The sequence below is a fragment of the Haloprofundus marisrubri genome, assembly GCF_001469955.1.
GTDB lineage: Archaea > Halobacteriota > Halobacteria > Halobacteriales > Haloferacaceae > Haloprofundus > Haloprofundus marisrubri.
This window is the reverse complement of record NZ_LOPU01000030.1, coordinates 1-22,396: the sequence shown is the minus strand read 5'-3', so window position 1 is coordinate 22,396 and position 22,396 is coordinate 1. Positions and strand designations below refer to the sequence as shown.

Here is a 22,396-nt window from a genome sequence, read left to right as displayed (position 1 = left end):
TACTGCAGCGTTCGGGTGAGATATGGTTGACCCCGAGGAAACGTTCTACACGGAGGAACGGTGGCAAAACTGGCTGACCCGCGTCGAAGAAGAGGAACTGGACCCCGAAAACGAGGACTCCGCGCGTCTACTGTTGAACCTGCAGGACGACGCGGCCATCGCCGTCGCCAAAATCGTCTCCGCGTACGAGGACGACACGCTCGACGAGGAGCGTGCGCTCGACGAACTCGAACAGATTCGTGAAATCGTCCTCTCGGAACCCTCGCTCGAAGACGAGGAGAAACTCATGCTCATCGACGGCGTCCAGACGAGTCTCGTCTGCGTGTTCTACGCCGCCGAAGAGTACGTCAACAGCGGCACTGTCGGCGACGCGCCCGTCGACGAGTACGTCCTCGCTGCCGCCGACGCCGAAGCGGAGGACGACCTCGACGCCGCACTGGGCTATCTCGTCCAAGCGGGCACGCACATCATCGACGGTTCGGAACTCGACATGTCGGTCGCCGAGGAACTGGAGTACGGTCTCGTTTCCGAGTGGGTCAACGGTCTCGACAGTCTCCAAAGCGCGATGAGCGACCCCGAAGTCGTCGAAGACGACGAATAACCTTCTGAAAAAGGAGACTGTCTCTGGAGCAGTAACTTTTACTGCCTCCACGACTTGTCCCGTCCATGAACTTTCGGGACGACCAACGTGCGGTCACCGTACAGGTGGGATTCATCCTCCTGTTCGGGGTGCTGATACTCTCACTGTCGATGTATCAGGTGCAGGTCGTTCCGGCGGACAACGAGCAGGTCGAGTTCGACCACAACCAGCGCGTCCAGCAGGATATGGTGGACACGCGAAACGCGATTCTGCGGAGCGCGAGCACCGCGACGATGCAGCCGGTTTCGGTCTCTCTCGGGGCACGCTATCCGAACCGGGTGTTCTTCGTCAATCCGCCGCCGGCGAGCGGACGCCTCTCGACGACCGAACCCGTCGCCGACGGCATCACAATCGAGAATGCGAGAGCCGTCGACGCCGAGTCAGCCGACTACTGGACGGGAACGGACGCGAGGGAGTTCGAGACTCGGTCGCTCGAATACACGCCCGACTACACGCAGTACCAGAGTCCGCCGACGACGGTGTACGAACAGTCTGTCGTGTACAACCGCTTCGACAACGAAGCGTCGCTTCCGCAGAGCGGGCAGACACTCGTCAACGGCAAGCGACTCTCGCTGGTCGCCCTCGACGGTGAGTTGTCCGCTGAGCGAATCGGGAGCGAATCGCTCGACGTCCATCCGGTGAGCGCGTCGACGCGGACGACGACGGTGACGAGCGAGGGCGAACCAATCGAACTCTCGCTGGCGACGGGACTCTCCGAAGACCAGTGGGAGGAACTGCTCGCAGACGAGGAGTACGTGACCGACGTGAGCGTCGAGGAAGGCGTCCTGACGATTACGCTCAAAGAGGACGAGAGCTACTCGCTTCGGATGTCGAAAGTCGGCGTCGGGTCGAACGTCGGCGAGACGGAAGCCGCGTACGTCACCGACGTGGAAGGCGACGACGCGACGGTTCAAACAGGGACGACGCAGACGCTCGTCGCCGAGGTACGCGACGAGTTCGGAAACCCGGTCGTCGGCGAGGACGTGACCGCCGAGGTGACCAGCGGTGAGGGTAGTGTGAGTTTCCCCGAGGGGACGACGACAGACAGCGAAGGGCAGGTCCGTGTCGTCTACGAGGCACCGAACCAGTCGTCACAGAACGAGGTGGAGGTCCAAGTCGGGTACGGCGACGAAGCCGCAGAGTACGCGACGTTCGACCTGACGCTGGCGAACGGCGACGGAACTGGTAGTGACACCGGCGGCAACGGCGGGTCGGGTCTGCCAGGTCAGAACACGAAGCTACGCGTCGACGACCTGACGGGACTGAACGGCAACGAACCGCGTTTGGTCGTCTCCTACGACGTCGGCGAGGTCAACGACTCGTTCGAGCGCGTCGAAATCGACATCGCCGCCGCTGACGGAAACCCGAGTACGACTGCGTTCAGAAAAGATAGTCCTCGGGGGAGCGTCCGGTACGAACCCGGCTACGGAACGGACGAAGAGTTCACCATCACTGTGCGGACGATTTACCGGACAGGCGGCGACGACGTCGTCGGTTCCGTGCGGACGTTCACCGATACGGCCGACGGTCGGTCACCGACGGAGAAGAACGCCGACCTGTCGCGGTCGGGGCAGGGCGGTGACCTCTCGATATCGGTCGAAGACCGGAGCAACACGCAGAACAACAGAGTCGACTACCGCGTCGACTACAACGCGCGCGGCAACGCCGACTTCAGTAAGGCCGAAGTCGCGTGGGTGAGCCAGTCGTCCAACGCGCCCACAGCGACGGAGACGCTGAACAACCCACGTGGAAACAACGTCCGATACTCCGCCGGGTTCGGGACCGGTGCGGAGTACCGAATCGGCGTTCTCGTTTACGGCGACGACGGTGCTGTCGTCGACACGGCCTTCGTCACCGACACCGCCGACGGCGAGGACCCGTAGCCCGAGCGTTTCGACACCTGACGAACTCCCCATCGACAAACCCATATACTGACGTTCATTATCCCTCATCCATGACCGCAGTCGGTATCGACGCCGTCGAAATCTGGACGGGAAAGCTCGTTCTCGACCTTCCCGGCACGTTCGCCCCGGTGAAAGGCGAAGAGCCCGAGAAGTACACGAAGGGAATCGGTCTCGAAGCCTCCTCGTTCCCCGACGTGTACGAGGACATCGTCACGATGGGCGCAAACGCGGCCAAGCGACTGATGGAACGCCGCGGCCTCACGCCCGACGACATCGGTCGCATCGACGTGGCGACGGAGAGTTCCTTCGACAACTCCAAGCCCGTTTCGACGTACATCGCCGGTTGCCTCGAACAGCTGTACGAGGAGGACTTCCACCACGCGAACAAAGGCGAGCGAAAGTTCGCCTGCATCGCGGGAACCCAGAGCCTCGACGACGCGTACAACTGGATTAAAGCGGGGCGCAACCGCGGCCGGTCGGCGCTCGTCATCGCCACCGACACCGCGCTGTACGAACGCGGCGACCCCGGTGAAGCGACGCAGGGTGCGGGCGCGGTGGCGATGCTCATCTCCGAGGACCCTGACCTCGTCGAACTCTCGACCGAACAGGGCTACGGGTCGGCCGACGAGACGGACTTCCTCAAGCCGAACCAGCAGTTCCCGAGCGTCGACGGCAAACGCTCGGTGCAAGTGTACCTCGCACGGATGCGCGAAGCGCTCGAAGATTACGAGAGCGTCGCGGGCGACACCCACCCCGACGACTTCGAGTACATCCCGTTCCACACGCCGTTCCCCGGGATGGTCCGAAAGGCGGCGCTTCTGGGGTATCGACACATGACCCGCGACACCGACGTCGAAGCCGCGATGGCCGACGAAATCGGCCGCCAACCGCGCGAAGCCGACTTCGGGTCGTGGGACGAGTTCGAGGCGGCCATCCGCGACTACATGGACGCGCTGAAGAAAACCGAGAGCTACCGTGACTGGTACGCTCGTGCCATCGAACCGACGCTCGCCATCTCCGAGCAGGTCGGCAACTGGTACACCGGGTCGGTCCACATCGCACGCATCAGCGCACTGAAAAACGCCGCCGAGGCGGGTCGCTCGCTGTCGGGCGACCGGATGCTCGTCGGCTCGTACGGCTCCGGCGCGCAGGCCGAGATTCACGCCGAGACGGTACAAGACGGCTGGCTCGACGAAATCGACGCACTCAACATCGACGCGCAACTGGACCGGCGCTACGACCTCAGCTACGACGAGTACGAGCAGGTCCACGACGCGCACAACCACGAGAAGGAGACGGAAGTCGAGGAGTTCACCGCACCGGAAGACGAGTTCGTCTTCACCGGCTGGGGTCGGATGAACGAGCGCAAATACGAGTACGTCGAGTAAGCCGGGTACCGTCTCCACCCCGGCTTCAACGGCTTTTGTATTCCTGCTCTGCGCCTATGTGAGTCGATAGCATTGTCTCACGTGGTGGGAGCAGATGCCAGTTCGCAACGTCGCAGACACGGAGACGGGGGAGACGGAGACAGACACCGACAGCGACTCCGAGGCGGGAACGGGGCTGTTGGAGGAGGAGTCCGGAGACGACAGCTTCGGACAGCAACTCCTCCGCCAGTGGCGCGTGTGGCTCATCGTCGTGCTCAGTTTCGGTATCTTCGTCTGGTCGTTGCTGCCGAACCCGACGCCGCCGGGGTACACTGAGGTGTTCTTCGGGGTGGTGGTTCTCGGAACGGCATACGCGATTCAGAACGCCCGGAACAAGTCGCTGTTCGGGTGAATGGACTCCATTCGTGCGACCCGTCGACCGAACCGCGCAACCGCTTTTAGTTCGGACCCAGTACCGAGAGTCGTGACCGCCGACGCCGCCGACACCGACACCGACGCGCAGCGACGTAAACCGATTCGCCTCTCCTCGGGTGAGGAACTCGACGACTTGGTCGCCACAGACGACCTCGTCCTCGTCGATTTCTACACGAAAGGCTGTACGCTCTGTCAGTCCATCAAACCCGTCGTCGGCAACGTCGCCCGCGCCACCGACGTGACGGTGGCGATGTTGAATCCCCGCGACGACTTGGACCTCGTCGAGCGATTCAATATCCGGAGCGTTCCGACGCTCCTACTGTTCGAGGACGGCGAACTCGTCGGGCGACTCGCCGAAGGGTTCCAAGGAACCGACGCGATACTCGGATTCGTCGAGGAACACACCGAGAAATCGATTTCCGCTGAGTAACTGGCCGGGTTTGGGCTGCGAACGCGGTTGCCGACACTACGCTTTTTGTCAGTCAGCGTGACATCGCTGTATGGTCCCGACCGCTTCGCTGTGGGAGATGTTCTCCGACCTGTTCGAGCGAGAGTACCAAGACGCCGTCGTCTACGGCGACTTCGAACAGGAGAAGATGCTGTACGAGGGTCGGATTCGCGTGCTCGCAAACGGCTGGGTCGAACTCCCGAGCGGTCGCTTGCTCTCACCGGAGGCTGTTCATCACATCGACACCAGTTCGGCGGAGACGACGCCTCGAAGGTAGGTATTCAGGGAAACCGCGAGCGGGAGACAGACCGGTTACGGCAACTCGCGGAGGTCGTCGAGCATCTCGTCCAACTCTCGATTCGAGACGGCCAGCGAGAAGCCGTCGATGCGCGCCAGTGCGGGGGCGTGTTCCCAGAGGTCCTCCTTTTCGACGCCGTGGAGGACGACGGCGTTCGGCGTCGGATTCACGACGCGCATCGCCACCAGCGGCGACTCCCCGCGCGTCACGCCGGTGAAGACGAGCGCCCGGTTCGTGCTCTGCCCGTAGAGTCGGTAGAACTCGTCCGACGAGAGGCGTGTGATGGCTTGGATGCTGTCGATGACGGTGTGACCGCTGACGGTGTCCTCGTCGCCGCGGACGAGTTCCGTCGCGTCCATCGCCTCGTAGAGGCGGTCCAGCGGAATCGTCGTCGAGTACTCGCGGAGGTCGTGGACGATGTCACTTTCGAACCCCGCCGAGAGCACGCGGGCGTACTGTCGAATCCGGCCGCCGCCGCGCTGTTCGTCGATGTCGAGAAGCGAGTCGACCATCCGCCGGATGACGCCGATACCCGGACTCTCGCGGCGGCCGCTCTCGTAGTCGGAGATGACCGACGAGGACACCTCAAGTTGCGCCGCCAGCTCAGTTTGGGAGACGTCGAAGTCGGTGCGCCACTTCCGGAGCGTCGCCCCCGGTTCGTCGCTGAGCGTCACCTCGCCGGCGATGCGTCGTGCGAGGTCCTCTCTAGGCGTCTCGGTCATCGGCGAAGCCCTCCGCGGACGGACTGCCACATACGCGGTGTGGGTCGGCCGCCGGGCAAAAGAGTATCGAAAGGAGGGTTCGACGAATGACGATGTCGAACGACGCGGCGAATCTCTCCGGCGCGTGAAGCGCCGACTGCGGCGGCGTAACGTACATACGCTCGCTCTGCTACCTCCGGACGTGCCATCGACTGTCGTCCACCTCGCCGTCGGTGCGCTCGTCGGCGTCGCCCTCCTCGGCGACGAGTTCGACCGTCGGGCGCTCGCAATCGTCCTCGTCGCTGCCGCGATACCCGACGTGGACACGTTCTTCGGGTTCGTTCTCACCGGGGCGCACCGCTCGCTGCTTCACACGCTCTTGCTTCCGACTGCTGTGGGTGCAGTACTGCTCTACGACACTCGCGTCGGTCGCTCTCGCCTCCGCGAGCGGTTCGGCGCTCGCGGCGTCCGTCTCGGGTGGGCCGCGCTGGCCTCGCTCACCTTCGGGGGTATCTTTCCGGACCTCTTTACGAACGGCGTCAACGCCTTCTACCCGCTGTACGACGGCTTCTACTCGGTAAACGGCTACCTCAACCTCTCGAACCAGCGTGGAATCGTCCAGACGTTCGTGGAGTTCGCGCCCGAAGAACCGCGGGCGACGACGGAGACGCGTCACTACCGGACCGGCGTCGACCCCTCGGCCGGGTCCGAACCCGAGAACGTCGAACGCGTGTTTCCGGTCGTCTCCTCGGGTACGCAGTTGATGTTGGTCCTCGTGAGCGTCATCGTGGTGGGTGCGCGCCTGCGTGAGAACACGCGGGAGCGCTAAAGGGACGAATCCGCCGCCTCCGAACCACTGATACCACCGCCGGTCGATTCGGCGGCATGGAGATACGACCCTACGCGACAGACGAGTACGACGACCTGTGGACGTTGAAACGCGCTTTCGAACTCGGTATCGGCGACGGAACGGGCGGCGACGACAAACGAGAGACGTACGAGGCGAAACTCACCGACACGTACCGTGAGCAGTACCGAGAGTGGGTCGGCCGCTGCGTCGACGAGGACGAGCGAACGGTTCAGGTCGCCGAGAACGACGAGGGAGAACTCGTCGGCTACGCGTTCGTCCTCCCGGCGTCGCTGTCGATGATTTGGGACGCCGCAGTGCTCAACGAGTTGTACCTCGCGCCCGACCACCGCGGCAGCGGTGTCGCCGACGACCTACTGGAGGCGGCACTCGACGCCGCGCGAGCGCAGGAGCTCCCGCTCGACCGGATGGTGCTCGACGTCGACCGGGAGAACGACCGCGCACAGGCGTTCTACGAACGATACGGCTTCACTCACTGGGGGGAGATGGTCGCCCGAGAACTCTGAACGAGACTGGCGGCGACCCCACCGAGCGTCCCGAAGACGGCCGGGTAGACGACACCGGCGACGAGAACGGCGGCGACGAAGTCCGGTTCGGCCGTCGCCGACTGTCCGACGGGAATCGAGAACATCGTGGTGCCAGCAACGGCGAGGAGGGAGTAGCCGAGAAGCACCGACGCGCCGGCCTTCGCGCCGTCCATCGCGTCCGTGACACCGGCCGACCGCGCGACGACGACACCGGACACGAGCAGAATCACCGGCGGCAGCACGTACAGCAGCGTGGGGAACGCCTCGACTTCCGCGACGAAGTTGATTGCGCGCGACGCGCCGAACAGACCGGGAATCTCGGTGTCGACGAAGTGGGCGTTGTAGAACACCCAGCCGACGGCTTTCCACGTCGCCGACTCACCGGTGAACAGTTCCAGAAGTTGCTGTGCGCCGGAGTTCTGAATCTCGGAACTCGTGAGCGCGTACGTCGTCGCGTAGCCGAAGACGTAGGCGACGGCTCCGAGGAACGCGCCCCCGGCGGCGGTCAGCGCACCGACCCGGCCGCTGTTCGTTTCTGTCATATCCTCCCGAAACTGGGCGTCCAAAAAATGTTTTCTGGCCACCTGATATCCCGCCAAAATATGTCGAATGCGGACACACACCGCAGAAAGACACGTTCAAGCCGTCGCCGACGCAACGGTGTGACGATGATTCTTCGAGACGTGCTGTTGTTCGACCGCGGAGAGACCCGTTCGGGGTCGATTCGCGTCGACGAGGAGACGGGCGAAATACTCGCTGTCGGCGACGTTGCGGACGACGTCGAGGACGCCGAGAGCGACGAACCGGTCGTCTCACTGCCGGGTCGCACGGTCCTTCCGGGCCTCGTCGACGCCCACGTCCACTTCTCGCTGTCGGGCGAACGGAGCGTCGAGGACGTCGTCGGGATGAGCGACGCGGAACTCGCGTTGGTGGAGGCGCGAAACGCCCGCGAAACGCTCGAATCGGGGGTGACCGCCGTTCGTGTGATGGGCGCGCGTGACGTCGACCCGGCGGTAAAGCGCGCCGTCGAACAGGGCGATATACCGGGTCCGCGGATGGTCGCCAACTGTCGCTCCATCACAATCACCGGCGGCCACGGCCACCATCTCGGCAGGGAAATCGACGGCCCCGACGACGCGCGAAAGGCGGTCCGCGAGCAGGTCAAGCAAGGTGCGGAGTTCATCAAGTTCATGACCACCGGCGGGGTGACGACGCCCGGCAGCGACCCCAACGCCGTGGCGATGACCGACGAGGAACTGCACGCTCTCGTCGACGAAGCACACCGCCGCGGCGTCCACACGGCGACGCACGCCCACGGCGGAGAAGGGGTAAAGGCCGCCGTCGAAGCGGGCGTCGACACCGTCGAACACGGGACGTTTCTGGACGACGAGGCCGTCGAGATGCTCGTCGAAGCGGACGTAACGCTCGTGCCGACGCTCTCCGCACCGTACCACATCATCCGCAACACCGAGATAGCGACCGAGGAGAGCGCGAGGAAGACGCGCGACGTGTACGAGCGTCACATCGAGTCGTTCCGCCGGGCCGCCGAAGCGGGAGTTCGAATCGCCGGCGGCACCGACGCCGGAACGCCGTTCAACGCCCACGGCGCAAACGCCGCGGAAATCTCGTTTATGGCCGAGTACGGCATGACCGAAGCCGAGGCGATTCGGGCGATGACCGAGACGGCCGCCGCCGCCGTCGGACTTGAGGGGTCGGGAACGCTCGAACCCGGAACCTACGCCGACCTGTTGGTCGTCGACGGCGACCCCACCGAAGACGTAACGTTGCTCAACAACCCCGAGGCAGTGCTGAAAGGCGGCAACGTCGTCGCCGGGTCGTTGCCGCGGGCGGAGTAATCGGGGCTATTCGGGGAACTCGGACTACTCGTCGGCCCACCGTATCCTCGCCGTTCGCTCCCCGTCGGTCGCCTCTCGCCACTGTTCTTGGGTTATCGTGTAGTGCGTCTGGTCGACGACGCTGCCGTCCATCCCGGCCGCTGCGTTGCGGAACGTGCCGTCGCACTGGCCGCCGAATCTCTCGACGTACTTTTCGATGGCGCGCTTCGACTTCCCGTTCTCCGGGTCGTGGGCGACGCGAACGAGTTCGAGGTCCAGATGCTCGAAGGCGAGTTCGAGCAACGCCGCCGCCCGCTCGCCGGAGTAGCCGCGACCCCAAAACCGAGGCCGGAGCCAGAAGCCGAGTCCGGCACTCCGTCTGTCCCACTGGAGGTTCAGGCCGCCGAACCCGGCGATGTCGCCCGCGCCGTCTTCGTTCTCGCGCGGGCGGACGACGTAGCCAGCGGTGTCGTGGTTCTCACGATGGGCCACGCCTCGGCGCAGGAAGTCGTACGTCTCCTTAGGCGTCTCGTGTGGCGACCACGGCAGATACCGAGTGACTTCGTCCATCTCCGGTGACGACGACGAGCAGATTCGGTACAGTTCGTGTACGTCGACGTACTCCGGTGTCCGGGGTTCGAGTCGGAGACGCTCCGTCTCGATTCGCGTCGGAAAGAGGTCACTACGCATCGCCGACGCGCACCTCCGGCGTCTCGACGCTCTCGTCGTCGACGGCCGCGCGCCACTCCTCCTGAGAGATGGTGTAGCGGTGGAGGTCCCACACCTCGCCTGTCGTCGTCATCTCCGCGGGTACCCAGTTTCTGAGAACACCTTCGTAGCGGCCGCCGAATCTCTCGACGTACTTCTCGATGGCGCGCTTGGACTGTTCGTTCTCCGGCGTGTGCGCCGGCGAGGCGAGTTCGAGGTCCAGTTGCTCGAACGCGACGTGCAGCAGTGCCGCCGCACGCTCGCCGGAGTACCCACGACCCCAGAACTGCGGACGGAGCCACAGACCCATGATGGCGGTCCGTCTGTCCCACTGAAACTGGAGGCCGGTGACGCCGGCGAACTCGCCTGCGCCGTCTTCGCCTTCACGGGGCCGGACGACGTACTGCGCGGCATCGCCATTTCGCCACTGTTCGGCTTTTTCGCTCAGATAGTCGGCGCTCTCTTTCGGCGTCTCGTGGCGCGTCTGTGTGTGGTGACGCGTCACCTCGTCCATCTCCACCGACGACATGACCTCGTAGAACTCGTGTACGCCGACGCTGTCGGGACCGAGTCGCTCCAGTCGGAGGCGCTCGGTTTCGACCGTCTCGGGAAACATGGTCGGTCGTCACACGGTATGCGAAAAAGGGTTGCCACAGTGCGTGAGCCAGTGACACGGCAGGTGGTTCGACCCGCAATCTCGCGACCGACCGACAGCGTTCTCAGACGACGCCGTCGTCGTCGAACCGGAGTATCTCCTCGTCGGAGTAGCCGAACTCGCGGAGAACCTCCACGGTGTGTTCGCCGAGCAACGGCGGGTGCTGACGGATGGACGCGGGCGTTTTCGAGAGGTGCATCGGACTGCCGGCCATATCCACCTCACCGGCGGTCGGATGCGTGACCGACTGTCGCATCCCCCGTGCGCGAACTTGCGGGTTCTCGAAGACGTCTTCGATGTTCTTTACGTCGCTGGCGGGGACGCCGAACTCGTCGAACAGCGCGAGCAGTTCCTCGGTACTGTACGCCTCGAACTCCGCTTCGAGTATCGCGTCGAGTTCGTCGCGGTGGTCGACCCGTGCGGCGTTGTCGGCGAAGCGCTCGTCGTCGACGAGGTCCTCGCGGTCGATAGCCGCACAGAACGTCGCCCAGAGATTGGGTGAGGGAACCGCGACGACGACGTAGCCGTCGTCGGTGGGAAACGCCTGGTACGGGGCGATGGTCGGGTGTTTGCTCCCCATCCGCCCCGGCGGGACGTCCGTCGCGAAGTAGTACGAGGCCATGTAGCTCATCCAGGCTACCTGACCGTCGAGCAGCGAGATGTCCACTTTCTGGCCGGTGCCGTCGCCGAGTTCGCGCTCGAACAACGCGGCGAGAATCGCCTGCGTCGCGTACATCCCCGCGCCGATGTCGGCGATGGCGACGCCGACGCGTACGGGCGCGCCGTCTTCCTCGCCGGTGATGCTCATGAGGCCACCCTCCGCCTGCATGATGAGGTCGTACGCTGGGCGGTCGCGGTCGGGACCCCACTCGCCGTAGCCCGAGAGCGCGCAGTAGACGAGGCCGGGGTTCTCTTCTCTCAGGGTTTGGTAGTCGAGACCCCAGTCGGCCATCTTCCCGACACGGAAGTTCGAGACGACGACGTCCGCTTCGCCGGCGAGGGTTCGGAACACGTCGCGACCCTCCTCGCTCCCGAGGTCGAGTGTCAGCGAGCGTTTGTTGCGGTTGACGCTCAGGTAGTAGGCGCTCTCCTCGGAGTCGCCGTACGTCGGCGGGTGCCACCCGCGCGTCTGGTCGCCGCTTCCGGGGCGCTCTATCTTGATGACGTCCGCGCCGAGGTCTCCCAACTGCATCGTGCAGAACGGCCCGACGAGCACCCGGGAGGCGTCGAGAACGGTCACACCGTCGAGCGGGCCGGTGTCGGTTTCGGCGTGGCGTGCTTCGCCGGTCATCGGCGGCAGACGTCCGGCCGCGGCGAGTCGAACGCGAGATTCGTCATTTTCGTAGCAGGCGATTTGAAAGGCGCTGGGTAAACGATTTGGGTGGCGGAAACGGCCGTACCCGTCGGTCGGTCGCGCGATTCGTGTCCGCGACGACGACGGGAGCGAGGCGCTACTGGGCCAAGCGGCACTGTTTTCGTTTGTGATACGGTATCATTTGGTATGTCTGACTTCGCCGAACCCGTCGGACCGGTCACCGGTTTCGAGCAGGTACGTCGGACGCCCTCCGCTGCGGCCTACCGACTCACATCCCGAGGGAAACGATGGTAGACGTCGTTCTCTCGCTCGGACGAGTTCTGCTGGCGCTGTTTCTGGTGGTGCTCAACGGCTTCTTCGTCGCCGCCGAGTTCGCCTTCGTGAAGATACGCTCGACGCAGGTCGACGCCCTCGTCGAACGGGGCGGCCGGTCGGCGACCATCGTCCAAGAGGCCACCGACAACCTCGACGACTACCTCGCGGTCAGCCAGCTCGGCATCACCATCGCCTCGCTGGGACTCGGGTGGATTGGCGAACCGGCGGTCGCGGCGCTTCTCGACCCGGTGTTGGAACCGATTCTCCCGGCGGGAACGCTTCATCTCGTCACGTTCGGTGTCGGGTTCGGTATCATCACGTTCCTGCACGTCGTCTTCGGCGAACTCGCCCCGAAGACGCTCGGGATTCAAGAAGCCGAACGAATCGCACTGCTCGTCGCCGCGCCGATGAAACTGTTCTACTACCTGTTCGTCCCCGGCATCATCGTCTTCAACGGGACGGCGAACTTCTTCACCCGACTCGCCGGCGTCTCGCCGGCGTCGGAGCACGACGAGACCCACAGCGAAGAGGAGATTCTGACCATCGTCACGCAGTCGGGCAGACACGGCGACGTGGAGATGGACGAAGTCGAGATGATAGAGGCGGTGTTCGACCTCGGCGACACCGTCGCACGCGAGATTATGACACCGCGTCCGGACGTGTTGACCCTGCGTGCGGGGACGCCGCTGAACGAACTCCGTTCGACGGTAGCCAACGAGCGTTACACCCGCTACCCCGTCGTCGAGGACGACGACCCCGGACAGGTCGTCGGCTTCGTCCACGTCAAAGACGTGTTCCGAGCGGTCGAAGGCGGCGCGGCGGAGGTCGACCGACTTCGCGCCCGCGACATCGCCCGTGACGTGGTCGTCGTCCCCGAAGACCGCGATATCGACGACATACTCGCGGAGTTCCGAACCCGAAAGGTCCAGATGGCCGTCGTCATCGACGAGTGGGGGAGTTTCGAGGGCATCGTCACCATCGAGGACGTCATCGAGGAACTCGTCGGCGACATCCGCGACGAGTTCGACCCGAAAGCGCCCGAGGCGGCCATCGAACCCAACGGCGACGGCGACGGCTACGCCCTCGACGGACGCGTCACTATCGACGAGGTCAACGAGACGCTCGGCACCCACTTCGAGAGCGACGAGTTCGACACCATCGGCGGACTGGTGTTGAGCGAACTCGGCCGCGCGCCGAAGCACGGTGACCAAGTGGTCGTCGACGGCTACACGCTGACCGTCGAATCGGTCGACGGGACCCGCATCACCGACATCGTGGCTCGGAAACGCGGCGAAGGCGACGACGGTGACGACAGCGACACGACGGCCAACGGAGAGACGATGACGAGAGGAGACGACGACAACGCCGCCAGCGACGACCCCGACAGCCGAGACGCGGGAGACGAGCGTGGGGGCCGATAACTCACCGGCGTCGGTCGTTCAGTCCTCCGTCTGTGCTTCTTTTCTGGCGCTCACCGAGTCCGTGACGAGGCGATAGAACTCGAACTCCAGTTCGCGCGGGTGTCGCTCGAACACGTCGACCAGCGGGATGTGGACGCGGCGAATCGCCTGCACGACATCGGAGTCGATAGCCGCCTCCGTCACTTTCTCCAGTCGACCGGAGGCGATGACGCTTTGCCACCCCTCGTCGGCGTGGCTGTGGACGACGAACGTGACGGGCGCACTCGACCCGACGACGTCGTGTTTCTCGCTCTCGGGAGCGAACGCCAGTCTGAAGAAAAACGTCGCGTCCGTCGCATCGTACCCGTACGAGACGGGTCTGGAGTATGGTGGGCCGTTCGCCTCGACGGCGTTGAACGACACGACTCCCGTTCCCCCGTTGCCGAGGAACTCGTCGCGCGCTTCGTCGCTCATCTCGACCGACCGGGAACTTGCCATATGTGTGCATACGGCAGGGAGATGCAAAAGCGGTCCGTCCGCTGCGGTCGGCGTCGGTACTGCTCGGGTTCGGTCACTCGCTGGGCGTCTCCCGGTCGGCGTCGGTATCGGCAGTCGCGTCCACGGCGTCTGCGTCCTCCGCGTCGCCGACACCGGAAGTCGGCGGGACGACGCCGAGTCGCCCCTCGGCGAACGCCGCAAAGTCGGCGGTGAACGCGTCGACTTCCGCCCAGTCGGTGAACTCCACGTCGTGTGAGGTGTCGACGCCCGGAAGTCTACGTTTGGCTATCTGCTTCATCAGTATCCGCTTGAGAAACCCGTACTTCGAGTACCGGAGCGCGCCGCCGAACAGGCCGATTCGGTCGGGATGCCAGTCGGTCTCGGAGATGAACGATTCGACGTACCCTGCGGCCTCTGATTCACCCGTTTCGTCGGCCGAGGCCAGCGACAGTTGAAAGAACCCTGTCGGTTTCGTCGCCAGCACGTCGCGGTTCGTCTCGACGAACTCGGAGATAGCTGGTTGGTGTTTGCCGACGTGTATCGACGCGCCGACCAGAACCGCGTCGAACGTCGCCACCGAGAGGTCACCGGGGCTCTTTCCGGCGTTCACCGCTCTCGCGTCGTGTCCTCGTTCGTCGAGACGTTCCACGATTCTGTCTGCGACCTTCGCGGTCTGTCCCTCACCGGTTCCGTAACACACCAGAAATCTCGCCACGCGAGTTCACCGTGAGAGTGGTGTTCGAAGCTCGGTATAAGCGCACGCATCGTCGTAATCTGGAGACGGTAGTGCGAGCGAGACCGTCGTGGGCGATGGTCGGAGCGTCGGCCGGTGAGGCGATATCGAGCGTCGACGCACCGACAACGGACCGGCGATGGACCGACGCTCCGGAACCACTAAACGCGGCACTCGCCTCTGTTCGCACAATGGATTGGACGGAGTAGTCAGTCTAATCGTGTGTACGTCGTGTGTTAACCTGCCCAGATTGAAATAGCTACAACCGACGGCTCCCAGAACGAACCAAATGAGGTACTTATACGTGGTGAGCGGAATCTTGGCTAGCTGGTTCAGTGATACTTGATGTTGCCTGAGAACTCCTCACTCTGGCCTGCGATAGCGACTCTCTTTGGTGCCGTGATTGGGGCGACGGCCAGTATCGCCAGTACGTACTGGCTCCACAACAAGCAGGTTGAGGGAGAGGAGCGCCGCCTTCGACAGGCGTTGATTGCCGAGGTGGATTCGATGGATGTGCGCGTGATAGAGAGGTTAGCTGAACAAATCCAAGACCTCGGCGGTCGCGACGAGCGTAAAGATGTCATCGGTGACGAGGTAGAACGGATGTTCCAACAGGCAGGGGATGAGGGGGCTCTGGAAGCAGTACCAGACGGGGTTATGGATGGCATCCTCGATTGGGGAGCCCACATGTTCGCACAAGGTCCAGCTAACACGTTGAATGAACTCTCCACGATTGACCTCTCTACGGACGTTTATGACGCAAACCTCGACAAGATTGGCCGACTAACTGTTGAGGACATCGAAGAGATAATCGAGTACTACAAACGCATCCACAAAATCCAGCAAACAGTCGAGAGCATCACCCAAGCCCTTGAATCTGCTGAGCAGGAGTCGGACGTTTCACAGTACGGAGGGCGGTTAAAATCACAGGCAAACGGCCTCGCCTCTCAGCAGGAACGAGCACTGGATGTTCTTCGCGAGGATGACGAGGACAGGTCAATCCGCGACCGTCTTTCTTCACACTCATCGAGTGCTCGTGACCTGATTGGAAGTAAACTTCCCAGTAAGGAGTAGAGAAACGCCGCGCGCCCGGTCAGAACTGACTTCAAGTGCGTGTGGAGGTTGCCACCGGGCGCGCGGCTATCTGCTACTTGCGCGAATCGTCCCATAGGGGTTCCGTCGATTCGACCGAGCACCTTTGCGGAGATAGTGACAACAAACTGTTATGAGTGCGTGTGGAACCACTCGACGGAGCAGAATAGACCGCGACCGAACCCGAGCCACGCCGACGGGCGAGCAAATCGCCCGGGCGAAGGCGCGGGCCGAGGTCGCCGCCGAACGCTATGCGAACGACGGTGACCTCGACCGGACGGACGACGAGTGGCGGGCACACGTCTTTCTGGGTGTGCGGGCCGAGGTCGCCGCCGAACAGTTCTTCCGTGCGCTCGGCTTCGATGCGCGAATCGTTGACGACGACGAGGAACAGGCGCACGACCTCGAAGTCGAAGGACTCGCCGTTGAGGTGAAGCTCCGACGCCTCTGGACGTTTCGTGAGCCCGATATGCTTCTCCGGTTTGACGACGTGGACGACCCCGACGCCGACCTGTTCCTGATGGTTGAGGCCGAGAAGACGCCTCACGGCCACGACCTCGTAGTCACGAAGTGGGCGAATCAGCAGACTGTTCGCGAACACGCAACGGGCTTCCGCGAGGATAGACCGCGAGTCCCGCGTGAGCATCTGAGTGACGTTGAGACGCTCCTGCCGCTTCTCAAACTCGTCCGAGAGGAAGGTGGCCACCGATGATGGGGCGATACTCCGAGTTCGCATGGGATAGGTGGCATAACCCGTGCTTCTGGTGTGGGGACGACCTCTGGACGGACTCGCAGGATGTCAAGGCGATTTGCCGGGCGTGCGACCGTCACCTCGAAAAACTTCGCGAGGAGCACCCGCCGAGGGACTTCACTCCTGATGATGACTCGCAGACGACATTCCACTACCACGGTGTCACCTGATGACCGGGGAGCAATCATTCGGGATGATGCCGACCAACGTCGCGGGGCGACCCCATCTTTGGTTCGGCATCATTGACGAGGATGATGAGCCGTCGAAGACGGAGTGGATTCAGTCTTCCATCTGGCGGGACGTTCTCGCGTCGCGCTGAACAGTGGGTCGAGGAAGCACCTTTGTACTGCTCTTACCAAATATATGATATGTCGTGTGGAGACAACTCGACGAAGATGAATTGGAAGACCAACTACGCCGACCACTGCAGGATTGCAGGCAACGGATTCATTCGGGCGTCTCGATGGCCGCCTGCACAGTTCGAGGACGCTCGTGAGAATCTCAATAGCGACTTCCGTATCTGGGCGCGCCGGGCATCCGAGGAAGCGGCTGATGCTGAGGAAGGCTTCCACATCTGCCCGATGTGTGCCTGCAAGTACTTCAAGTGCGAATTGGTCCGTGTTTCGGGTGACGAGTGGGTCTGCCCCGGGCCGTGCGAGGCTGACTACTGGGAGCGGGTTGTTGCCCGGTGGAACGATGAGTGAGTGCCCGTTTGAGGCGGCAGGCTGGACGCACGAGATGGCCGCGCGCATCCTCCGCATCAACCAGCGGGAGCGCGAGATGCTGTTCGGGGACGACGACTCGGTGTGTTTCCCAGCGCGGCCCAACGAGGACTGGGAGAGTAGCCGAGACGGCGATGACCCGTTCGAGTTTCCGGCGCGCCCGGGGGATTCGGAATGAGCGTCACGCAACTGAGCCCGTCGGCGTCGGCCCAGATTCGGACGAAGCGGGTCTGGACGCTCGCCGGGTCGCTTCCTCACGAGGATGAGGTCTGGACGTGGGCAGACGCCAAGGCGCTCGGGATGGAGTGGAGTGACTTCCAGTGGCTCTCCGGCAACAACCTAATCCGCACCGTCGAAGCTGGGTATCGGACTCCTCAGAATCTCGCGGATGCTGTCCGGCACTACGCCGACGCCTATGACAGCGTGAATTGCCCGGGTGGTGACCCGCTCCCCCGGCTCCCCGAGGAGTCGGAGTGAGAATCGGCGCGCAACCGCCTCTGTTTTCCATCCTCCTCTTCGAGGAGGGGACTCACACCTGTTGAGAGAAGGTCGGGCTGTCTGAGCGCACTGGAGGGCTTATTTTGGGTCCGAGCAACAGTATGGCTCCGAGGCTCTCGTAGAGGTGTCGGCAATCCACTCTCGACCGTATTAGACCGCCTCGCGACCCTCGGCGCGCGGAGACCGTCTCAGAATGGTCTGGCACGACACTCCTTTGCAACCGTGTCAGTTATATAAAATATGAATCGAATCGAACTGGAGAATCGGCTCGACCGAGACGCTCGCAGGTTCCTCGCGGCGGTGGACTACTACGGCGGCGAAGCGACCACCTCAGAAATCCGGTTGAGGACGGGGCTCTCCCCCTCGAAGACGCACACTCGATACGGTGTGCTCGAAGAGTGCGGCCTCATCGACATCACCCGGGCGGACGTGGGTCACGGGAACCGAGACCCGCCGAAGGTCGCCCACCTGACGGGCGATGCCCGGCGAGAAATCGAGCGTGGTCTCCTGCGCGACATCGACGTTGACCGGACACCGGAGGAAATCCGAGACCACGAAACTGAGTTGCGCGCCGCCCAGAAGGAGCGCGACGAACTCCGCGAGCGGGTGAACGTCCTCGAAGAACTTCTCCGGAGAGACGGAGGTCGCATCGACGACCTCGAAGACGACGTGGACGAGTTGTTCGCGTGGGGCGAGGGCGTGGACGAGTGGCGCGACGTGGCCGAGGACGCAATCCGGTCGCGATAAGTGGATTCGCAGAACACCTTTAGCACCATATTTATCAGATATATGATGTAATGGCACAATTCCGACCGAAGGACTACCTTCCCTTCATTACGGGAGCATATGTCCTCTCAGTGCTCGTATCGTTCGGCGTCTTCGCCGTAACTCTCCTCATCGGTGATATTAGTCTCGGTGGGACTATCAAGGAGGTTCCCGGCCTCCCCATCGCGATGCTCGGGACGTACTCTTCGTTCGGTGCGGGGTACATCTTCGTCCGGTCGCGCAAGCGTCTAGACAGGCTCGATAAGGTGGGTCTCGGACTCTTCTCGCTCGTTCCGTTTGGGACGTTTTTCGTCTCGCCGGTTCAGGAGTTTGTCCTCGGTGAACCGCTCGTCGGAGCGGTGTTCGCCGTCCCGATGTTCATCGCCTACGGTCTCGTCAACGAACGGTGATTCCGATGAAGGGAATTACCATAGAGAAACTCGCATCTATCAGCCTGATTCTGATGCTCATCGTCGGTACTGCCGGAGCATCGGGAGCTTTTGCGACTATTCTCTCTATCGACGACTTTGATAGAGCCGACGTTCTGACGCACGGGAACTCGTCAGTCACCGCTTCTGGAGACCTCTTACTGGGGGTCGATGCGGCCACTGAGATTACGAACGCTACGTTATCCCAAGAGCAGTCGCTGACGGCTGTTCGCGTTAACGTTAGTGGATTAGATTCAGACGAGACGCTGGCCATCGATGTATTTGATAGCGAATCTCTCGCTGAGACGCACAACATCACTCAGAGTGACATGGGTAACTCGTCAAGTGGGACTGTGACCGTGGAGCTGTCCTCTCCCGTCACATCGAATGGTAATGCCGTAGGACTCACCAGCTACGAGAGTCCATCCTCGTCCACGTCTATTACCGTCCACTCGGTTGACCTCCTCACCAGCAACACACCACCAGTCGCTGACGCTGGGTCGGACTCGACTGTCTCCGTGGGGACAGACCTCATGCGGTCTGCCAGTGGCTCCGACGACCCCGATGGCGACTCGCTCTCCTACGAGTGGGACCTCGACGGTGACGGGACCGTGGACTCCACGAGGAGCCAGCCCGAGCACACGTACGATACGGCAGGCACCTACACAGTCTCGCTCACGGTGACCGACGAGCACGGCGCGAGTGACACGGATACTGCGACCGTGACGGTCGAGGAACAGACGACTTCGACGCCGACCGACGGCTCGGACAACACGACGACCACGACCGAGGAACCGGCGGCGTTCGACGTGACGTTCAACGTCTCGAACAACAGCACGTCGGTCGCGGACGCCTCGGTCGTCGTCACAGACGAGAACGATACGGAGGTCGCGAACCTCTCGACCGACGCTAACGGGAGCGCGGTCGCGACGCTGGAGGACGGCAACTACTCGTTCACTGTCTCCGCTGACGGTCAGTCGGACAAGTCCGGCGAGTTCGTCGTTGATGGGAGCGACAAGACCGTCTCCGTTGACTTCGCGGACGAGGAGGGCGGCGTCGTCATCATCGACGACGGCGGCTCCAGCTTCCTCGACGACCTGTCCCTCGGACAGATTATCGGCGGCGCGCTCGCCATCCTCCTCGCCACCCTGCTCATGGCATTCGCGGCGATGGTATTCGAGTAGGGGCGACGGAACTCCTTTAGAACCTATTATTTATTTGATGATTGATGAGTAGCAACAGCAGACTCGTGGCAGTATCGATTATCGCGATGGTCCTCACGTCGGCCATCGCTCCTGCGCTGTTCGCCGGGACAGCGGCGGCAGAGGACGGAGATAACGTTCTCGTCGGGGATTGTGACCGTGGTGCGATTTTCGGGATTATCCCGTGGTGTGAGGTCCGATACGAATACATCGATACGACTGGCCGCACCGCTGAACAGGTCCATTACGATTACTACGTCCAAGGCGAGGCGATGGAGGATAACTGGCGTCGGCAGACTATCGAGGCCACCTCACACAGCAATCAGTCGTACGGTATCGGCCTCGCAGAAGCCAAGTACACCATCATCAAGGAACTCAACAACGGCTCCTCGAAGGCTGAGGCGAAGCGTGCGGCTCACGACCGGGTGAACGAGTTCTACGCAACCCAGCAAAAGGGACTCTGGTCGATGCAGGCCGCGAATGCCAAGCAAGCTGAGTCCATCATTCACGGCATCAACAACTCGTCCGGCCTCGGGCACGGTATCCTCGTGAACTATCCGCTGTCTTGCCACGACTGCCGTAGCGAGTACTCGTTTGAAACGACGAACGTCACTCTATGGGATGGCGAGCAAATCAACGTCACTCACATCGAGACGGCTTACTTCGACACGAGTGGTGGGTACGTTGGCGGCGAGCAGTACCATTCGTTCACCTATTACGACGGTCAATTTGCTCCAGCCAGCGAGAGCGTAGGACGGTACAAGACTCTCGAAATCAACACGCCGTACAACGACACCGATACCGCCATCATGCTGAGTGGGTCCGACTTCAAACAGTCCTATGAAGTCCTCGCGTCGAATCGCCAGTCTACGCTCAACCAGATTGGGCCGCTCGCGGACGACATCTACGCCAACTACGACCCCGGAGAGATTTCGCTGGCAGAAGTGAAGTCACCCGCCGAACTCGTCCGTACGTCGATTACGGATTACGACGAGACGGGCGATATGGCCTACCCGCTCCTCGTCGCGGCGGAACGAGGGTACGCTACGAACGCCCAGACGAATTTCGACATCCAGTATACGCCCGCCGGGACGAACACGAGTCAGTCGCTGACCGGAGCCCTCGCAACCGAGCGTGGAGTGTTCGCGAACGATACCATTGAGACCGGCACGTACAACACGTCTGACCTCAACGGAAACGTCTGGTTCTACGAGAGCACGGGGACGGGTGTTGAACGCTCCCGGCTAAACGGGACGTTCACCGTCACCGAGATGCGGGACGTAAGCGAGAACGAGACTGTCAACTCGACTAAGCTCCAGTCCTCGGACTTCGCGACCCGTGACGCCGACCATATGCAGGAGCAGGTCACGGAGACGTACGATAACCGGCAGAACATCTCGAAGACGGTGAACAACAACTACGCCGTCACTCTGCCCGACCTCGGCGGCGACTCCGGGGCCGTGCTGGTCATCGTGGGTCTCGTCGTCATCATCGGCGGCCTGCTCGTGGTGATTAACCTCATCGGCGCGCTCAAACCGCTCTGAATCGGCGTCCCGCCCCGTTTTCGCGATACTCCTTTAGGAGCATTCTTTCAGACATTTGGTATGAAGCGTGTATTGCTGATAGCCATCCTTCTCGTCCTCGTTGGTGTTACCTCTCCAGCGGTGGCGCAGGAGGACGCTACGGAGCTATCGGAGTGTAATCCAGAGTCTGATAGCTATCTGGAGTGTCTCACGGCTCATACGACCGCACAGGACGTTCTCGGATGGCTCAACCAGACGCCGGACGAACTAACGAAACAACAGGAGGATGCGCTGTACGAGTTCAACCTCTCATCGCTTTCTAGCGAGCAGGCAGACCGTGTTGTTGAGTGGCGAGAGTGGTCATCAGGGGCAGACAAACCTGACTGGTTCGGCGCGCCCGGGGGGACCACGACGGTCACGCCCACACCGAACGACCAGCGGCCCGACTCGCGAAGCGAGGACGCCGAGGACGTGGACAAGTGGCGGCAGATTCGCCCCGGGCAGTGGATTGTCGAGAAGCCCGAGTTCTATGACAACGGGACGGGCCGCGTCGTCGTGTTCTCATCGTTCGACGGGCGCATCGCGCTTGTCGATAACGGGGACTGCGACGGCGGTATGCGTGTCTGCCAACCCGACGTGACGAACTCGAAGGTCGCCGCCGAGGAGACAACCACCATTTGGTTCGATGCGTCCGTGATGACCGGCACGCTTTCGAACGGGAACCAAGCGGTGACGCTCAACTCGCTGACCGACCGTACCGAGACGTAC

29 protein-coding genes are annotated in these 22,396 nt (G+C 62.6%); 21 read left to right on the top strand and 8 right to left on the bottom strand.

Features of this window, described 5'->3' with window-relative positions:
- The first annotated feature begins 22 nt into the window (after positions 1–22).
- From AUR64_RS14880 to AUR64_RS14855, 6 genes are all read left to right on the top strand, one after another.
- Entirely contained in the window at positions 23–601 is a 579-nt protein-coding gene (locus AUR64_RS14880; protein WP_058582763.1) for a DUF2150 family protein, read from the top strand.
- 65 nt (positions 602–666) lie between these two features.
- Positions 667–2,523: a hypothetical protein gene (locus AUR64_RS14875; RefSeq protein ID WP_058582762.1), complete on the top strand. Its 1,857-nt coding sequence runs from the start codon at positions 667–669 to the stop codon at positions 2,521–2,523.
- A 71-nt stretch (positions 2,524–2,594) separates the two neighbouring features.
- Positions 2,595–3,932, top strand: a complete 1,338-nt coding sequence (gene hmgB, locus AUR64_RS14870) for a hydroxymethylglutaryl-CoA synthase (RefSeq protein WP_058582761.1) — start codon at positions 2,595–2,597, stop codon at positions 3,930–3,932.
- 94 nt (positions 3,933–4,026) lie between these two features.
- Positions 4,027–4,323, top strand: coding sequence for a hypothetical protein (locus tag AUR64_RS14865; RefSeq protein ID WP_058582760.1), 297 nt, complete (start codon positions 4,027–4,029; stop codon positions 4,321–4,323).
- A gap of 72 nt (positions 4,324–4,395) precedes the next feature.
- The gene (locus tag AUR64_RS14860) at positions 4,396–4,776 is read left to right on the top strand and encodes a thioredoxin family protein (RefSeq protein ID WP_058582759.1); all 381 of its coding nucleotides are present in this window, start codon (positions 4,396–4,398) and stop codon (positions 4,774–4,776) included.
- 70 nt (positions 4,777–4,846) lie between these two features.
- Positions 4,847–5,071, top strand: coding sequence for a hypothetical protein (locus AUR64_RS14855; protein ID WP_058582758.1), 225 nt, complete (start codon positions 4,847–4,849; stop codon positions 5,069–5,071).
- A gap of 35 nt (positions 5,072–5,106) precedes the next feature.
- On the opposite strand, the gene AUR64_RS14850 is transcribed toward AUR64_RS14855, so the two are convergent.
- Positions 5,107–5,814 carry a helix-turn-helix domain-containing protein gene (locus tag AUR64_RS14850; protein ID WP_058582757.1) on the bottom strand — a complete coding sequence of 236 codons (708 nt, stop codon included), beginning with the start codon at positions 5,812–5,814 and terminating at the stop codon, positions 5,107–5,109.
- A complete protein-coding gene (locus AUR64_RS20590; RefSeq protein WP_155120627.1) occupies positions 5,798–5,971 on the bottom strand; it encodes a hypothetical protein in 174 nt (57 codons plus the stop codon). Before AUR64_RS20590 ends, AUR64_RS14850 begins: the two co-directional genes overlap by 17 nt.
- A gap of 24 nt (positions 5,972–5,995) precedes the next feature.
- On the opposite strand from AUR64_RS20590, the gene AUR64_RS14845 reads away from it, so the two are divergent.
- Entirely contained in the window at positions 5,996–6,622 is a 627-nt protein-coding gene (locus AUR64_RS14845; RefSeq protein ID WP_058582756.1) for a metal-dependent hydrolase, read from the top strand.
- A gap of 56 nt (positions 6,623–6,678) precedes the next feature.
- The gene (locus AUR64_RS14840; protein ID WP_058582755.1) at positions 6,679–7,167 is read left to right on the top strand and encodes a GNAT family N-acetyltransferase; all 489 of its coding nucleotides are present in this window, start codon (positions 6,679–6,681) and stop codon (positions 7,165–7,167) included.
- Here the strand turns inward: AUR64_RS14840 and AUR64_RS14835 are convergent.
- Positions 7,134–7,730 carry a hypothetical protein gene (locus AUR64_RS14835; protein WP_058582754.1) on the bottom strand — a complete coding sequence of 199 codons (597 nt, stop codon included), beginning with the start codon at positions 7,728–7,730 and terminating at the stop codon, positions 7,134–7,136. The genes AUR64_RS14840 and AUR64_RS14835 overlap by 34 nt on opposite strands.
- A 126-nt stretch (positions 7,731–7,856) precedes the next feature.
- Between AUR64_RS14835 and AUR64_RS14830 the strand changes: the two genes are divergently transcribed.
- Complete coding sequence (locus AUR64_RS14830; protein WP_058582753.1) at positions 7,857–9,044, top strand: metal-dependent hydrolase family protein; 1,188 nt, start codon at positions 7,857–7,859, stop codon at positions 9,042–9,044.
- A 24-nt stretch (positions 9,045–9,068) separates the two neighbouring features.
- Here the strand turns inward: AUR64_RS14830 and AUR64_RS14825 are convergent, their stop codons facing one another.
- The 3 genes from AUR64_RS14825 to AUR64_RS14815 all read right to left on the bottom strand — a co-directional run bounded on the left by AUR64_RS14825 (position 9,069) and on the right by AUR64_RS14815 (position 11,677).
- Entirely contained in the window at positions 9,069–9,713 is a 645-nt protein-coding gene (locus AUR64_RS14825; protein ID WP_058582752.1) for a GNAT family N-acetyltransferase, read from the bottom strand.
- Positions 9,706–10,347 carry a GNAT family N-acetyltransferase gene (locus AUR64_RS14820; RefSeq protein WP_058582751.1) on the bottom strand — a complete coding sequence of 214 codons (642 nt, stop codon included), beginning with the start codon at positions 10,345–10,347 and terminating at the stop codon, positions 9,706–9,708. The genes AUR64_RS14825 and AUR64_RS14820 overlap by 8 nt, the downstream gene beginning before the upstream one ends.
- 103 nt (positions 10,348–10,450) lie before the next feature.
- The gene (locus tag AUR64_RS14815) at positions 10,451–11,677 is read right to left on the bottom strand and encodes a CaiB/BaiF CoA transferase family protein (protein WP_058582750.1); all 1,227 of its coding nucleotides are present in this window, start codon (positions 11,675–11,677) and stop codon (positions 10,451–10,453) included.
- A gap of 311 nt (positions 11,678–11,988) precedes the next feature.
- Between AUR64_RS14815 and AUR64_RS14810 the strand changes: the two genes are divergently transcribed.
- Positions 11,989–13,437: a hemolysin family protein gene (locus AUR64_RS14810; protein WP_058582749.1), complete on the top strand. Its 1,449-nt coding sequence runs from the start codon at positions 11,989–11,991 to the stop codon at positions 13,435–13,437.
- An 18-nt stretch (positions 13,438–13,455) separates the two neighbouring features.
- Here the strand turns inward: AUR64_RS14810 and AUR64_RS14805 are convergent, their stop codons facing one another.
- Complete coding sequence (locus AUR64_RS14805; RefSeq protein ID WP_058582748.1) at positions 13,456–13,914, bottom strand: pyridoxamine 5'-phosphate oxidase family protein; 459 nt, start codon at positions 13,912–13,914, stop codon at positions 13,456–13,458.
- A 73-nt stretch (positions 13,915–13,987) separates the two neighbouring features.
- Positions 13,988–14,629: a flavodoxin domain-containing protein gene (locus AUR64_RS14800; protein WP_058582747.1), complete on the bottom strand. Its 642-nt coding sequence runs from the start codon at positions 14,627–14,629 to the stop codon at positions 13,988–13,990.
- A 363-nt stretch (positions 14,630–14,992) separates the two neighbouring features.
- Between AUR64_RS14800 and AUR64_RS14795 the strand changes: the two genes are divergently transcribed.
- From AUR64_RS14795 to AUR64_RS14745, 11 genes are all read left to right on the top strand, one after another.
- Entirely contained in the window at positions 14,993–15,721 is a 729-nt protein-coding gene (locus AUR64_RS14795) for a hypothetical protein (protein WP_058582746.1), read from the top strand.
- A gap of 151 nt (positions 15,722–15,872) precedes the next feature.
- Positions 15,873–16,451 (top strand): hypothetical protein, encoded by a 579-nt coding sequence (locus AUR64_RS14790; RefSeq protein ID WP_058582745.1) that lies wholly within the window; start codon positions 15,873–15,875, stop codon positions 16,449–16,451.
- 208 nt (positions 16,452–16,659) lie between these two features.
- A complete protein-coding gene (locus AUR64_RS20585) occupies positions 16,660–16,809 on the top strand; it encodes a hypothetical protein (protein WP_155120626.1) in 150 nt (49 codons plus the stop codon).
- A 76-nt stretch (positions 16,810–16,885) separates the two neighbouring features.
- Positions 16,886–17,194: a hypothetical protein gene (locus AUR64_RS14780; protein ID WP_155120625.1), complete on the top strand. Its 309-nt coding sequence runs from the start codon at positions 16,886–16,888 to the stop codon at positions 17,192–17,194.
- On the top strand, positions 17,187–17,390 hold the full coding sequence (locus tag AUR64_RS14775; protein WP_058582742.1) for a hypothetical protein: 204 nt from the start codon (positions 17,187–17,189) through the stop codon (positions 17,388–17,390). Before AUR64_RS14780 ends, AUR64_RS14775 begins: the two co-directional genes overlap by 8 nt.
- Complete coding sequence (locus AUR64_RS14770) at positions 17,387–17,689, top strand: hypothetical protein (RefSeq protein WP_058582741.1); 303 nt, start codon at positions 17,387–17,389, stop codon at positions 17,687–17,689. The genes AUR64_RS14775 and AUR64_RS14770 overlap by 4 nt, the downstream gene beginning before the upstream one ends.
- A 261-nt stretch (positions 17,690–17,950) precedes the next feature.
- Positions 17,951–18,457 (top strand): hypothetical protein, encoded by a 507-nt coding sequence (locus AUR64_RS14765; RefSeq protein ID WP_058582740.1) that lies wholly within the window; start codon positions 17,951–17,953, stop codon positions 18,455–18,457.
- A gap of 50 nt (positions 18,458–18,507) precedes the next feature.
- Positions 18,508–18,885, top strand: a complete 378-nt coding sequence (locus tag AUR64_RS14760) for a hypothetical protein (protein WP_155120624.1) — start codon at positions 18,508–18,510, stop codon at positions 18,883–18,885.
- 5 nt (positions 18,886–18,890) lie between these two features.
- Positions 18,891–20,087 carry a PKD domain-containing protein gene (locus AUR64_RS20150; RefSeq protein ID WP_155120623.1) on the top strand — a complete coding sequence of 399 codons (1,197 nt, stop codon included), beginning with the start codon at positions 18,891–18,893 and terminating at the stop codon, positions 20,085–20,087.
- Positions 20,088–20,131: 44 nt separating this feature from the next.
- Positions 20,132–21,649, top strand: coding sequence for a hypothetical protein (locus tag AUR64_RS14750; protein WP_155120622.1), 1,518 nt, complete (start codon positions 20,132–20,134; stop codon positions 21,647–21,649).
- 60 nt (positions 21,650–21,709) lie between these two features.
- Positions 21,710–22,396 (top strand): hypothetical protein (locus AUR64_RS14745; RefSeq protein ID WP_155120621.1); only part of this gene is annotated, 687 nt, incomplete at its 3' end.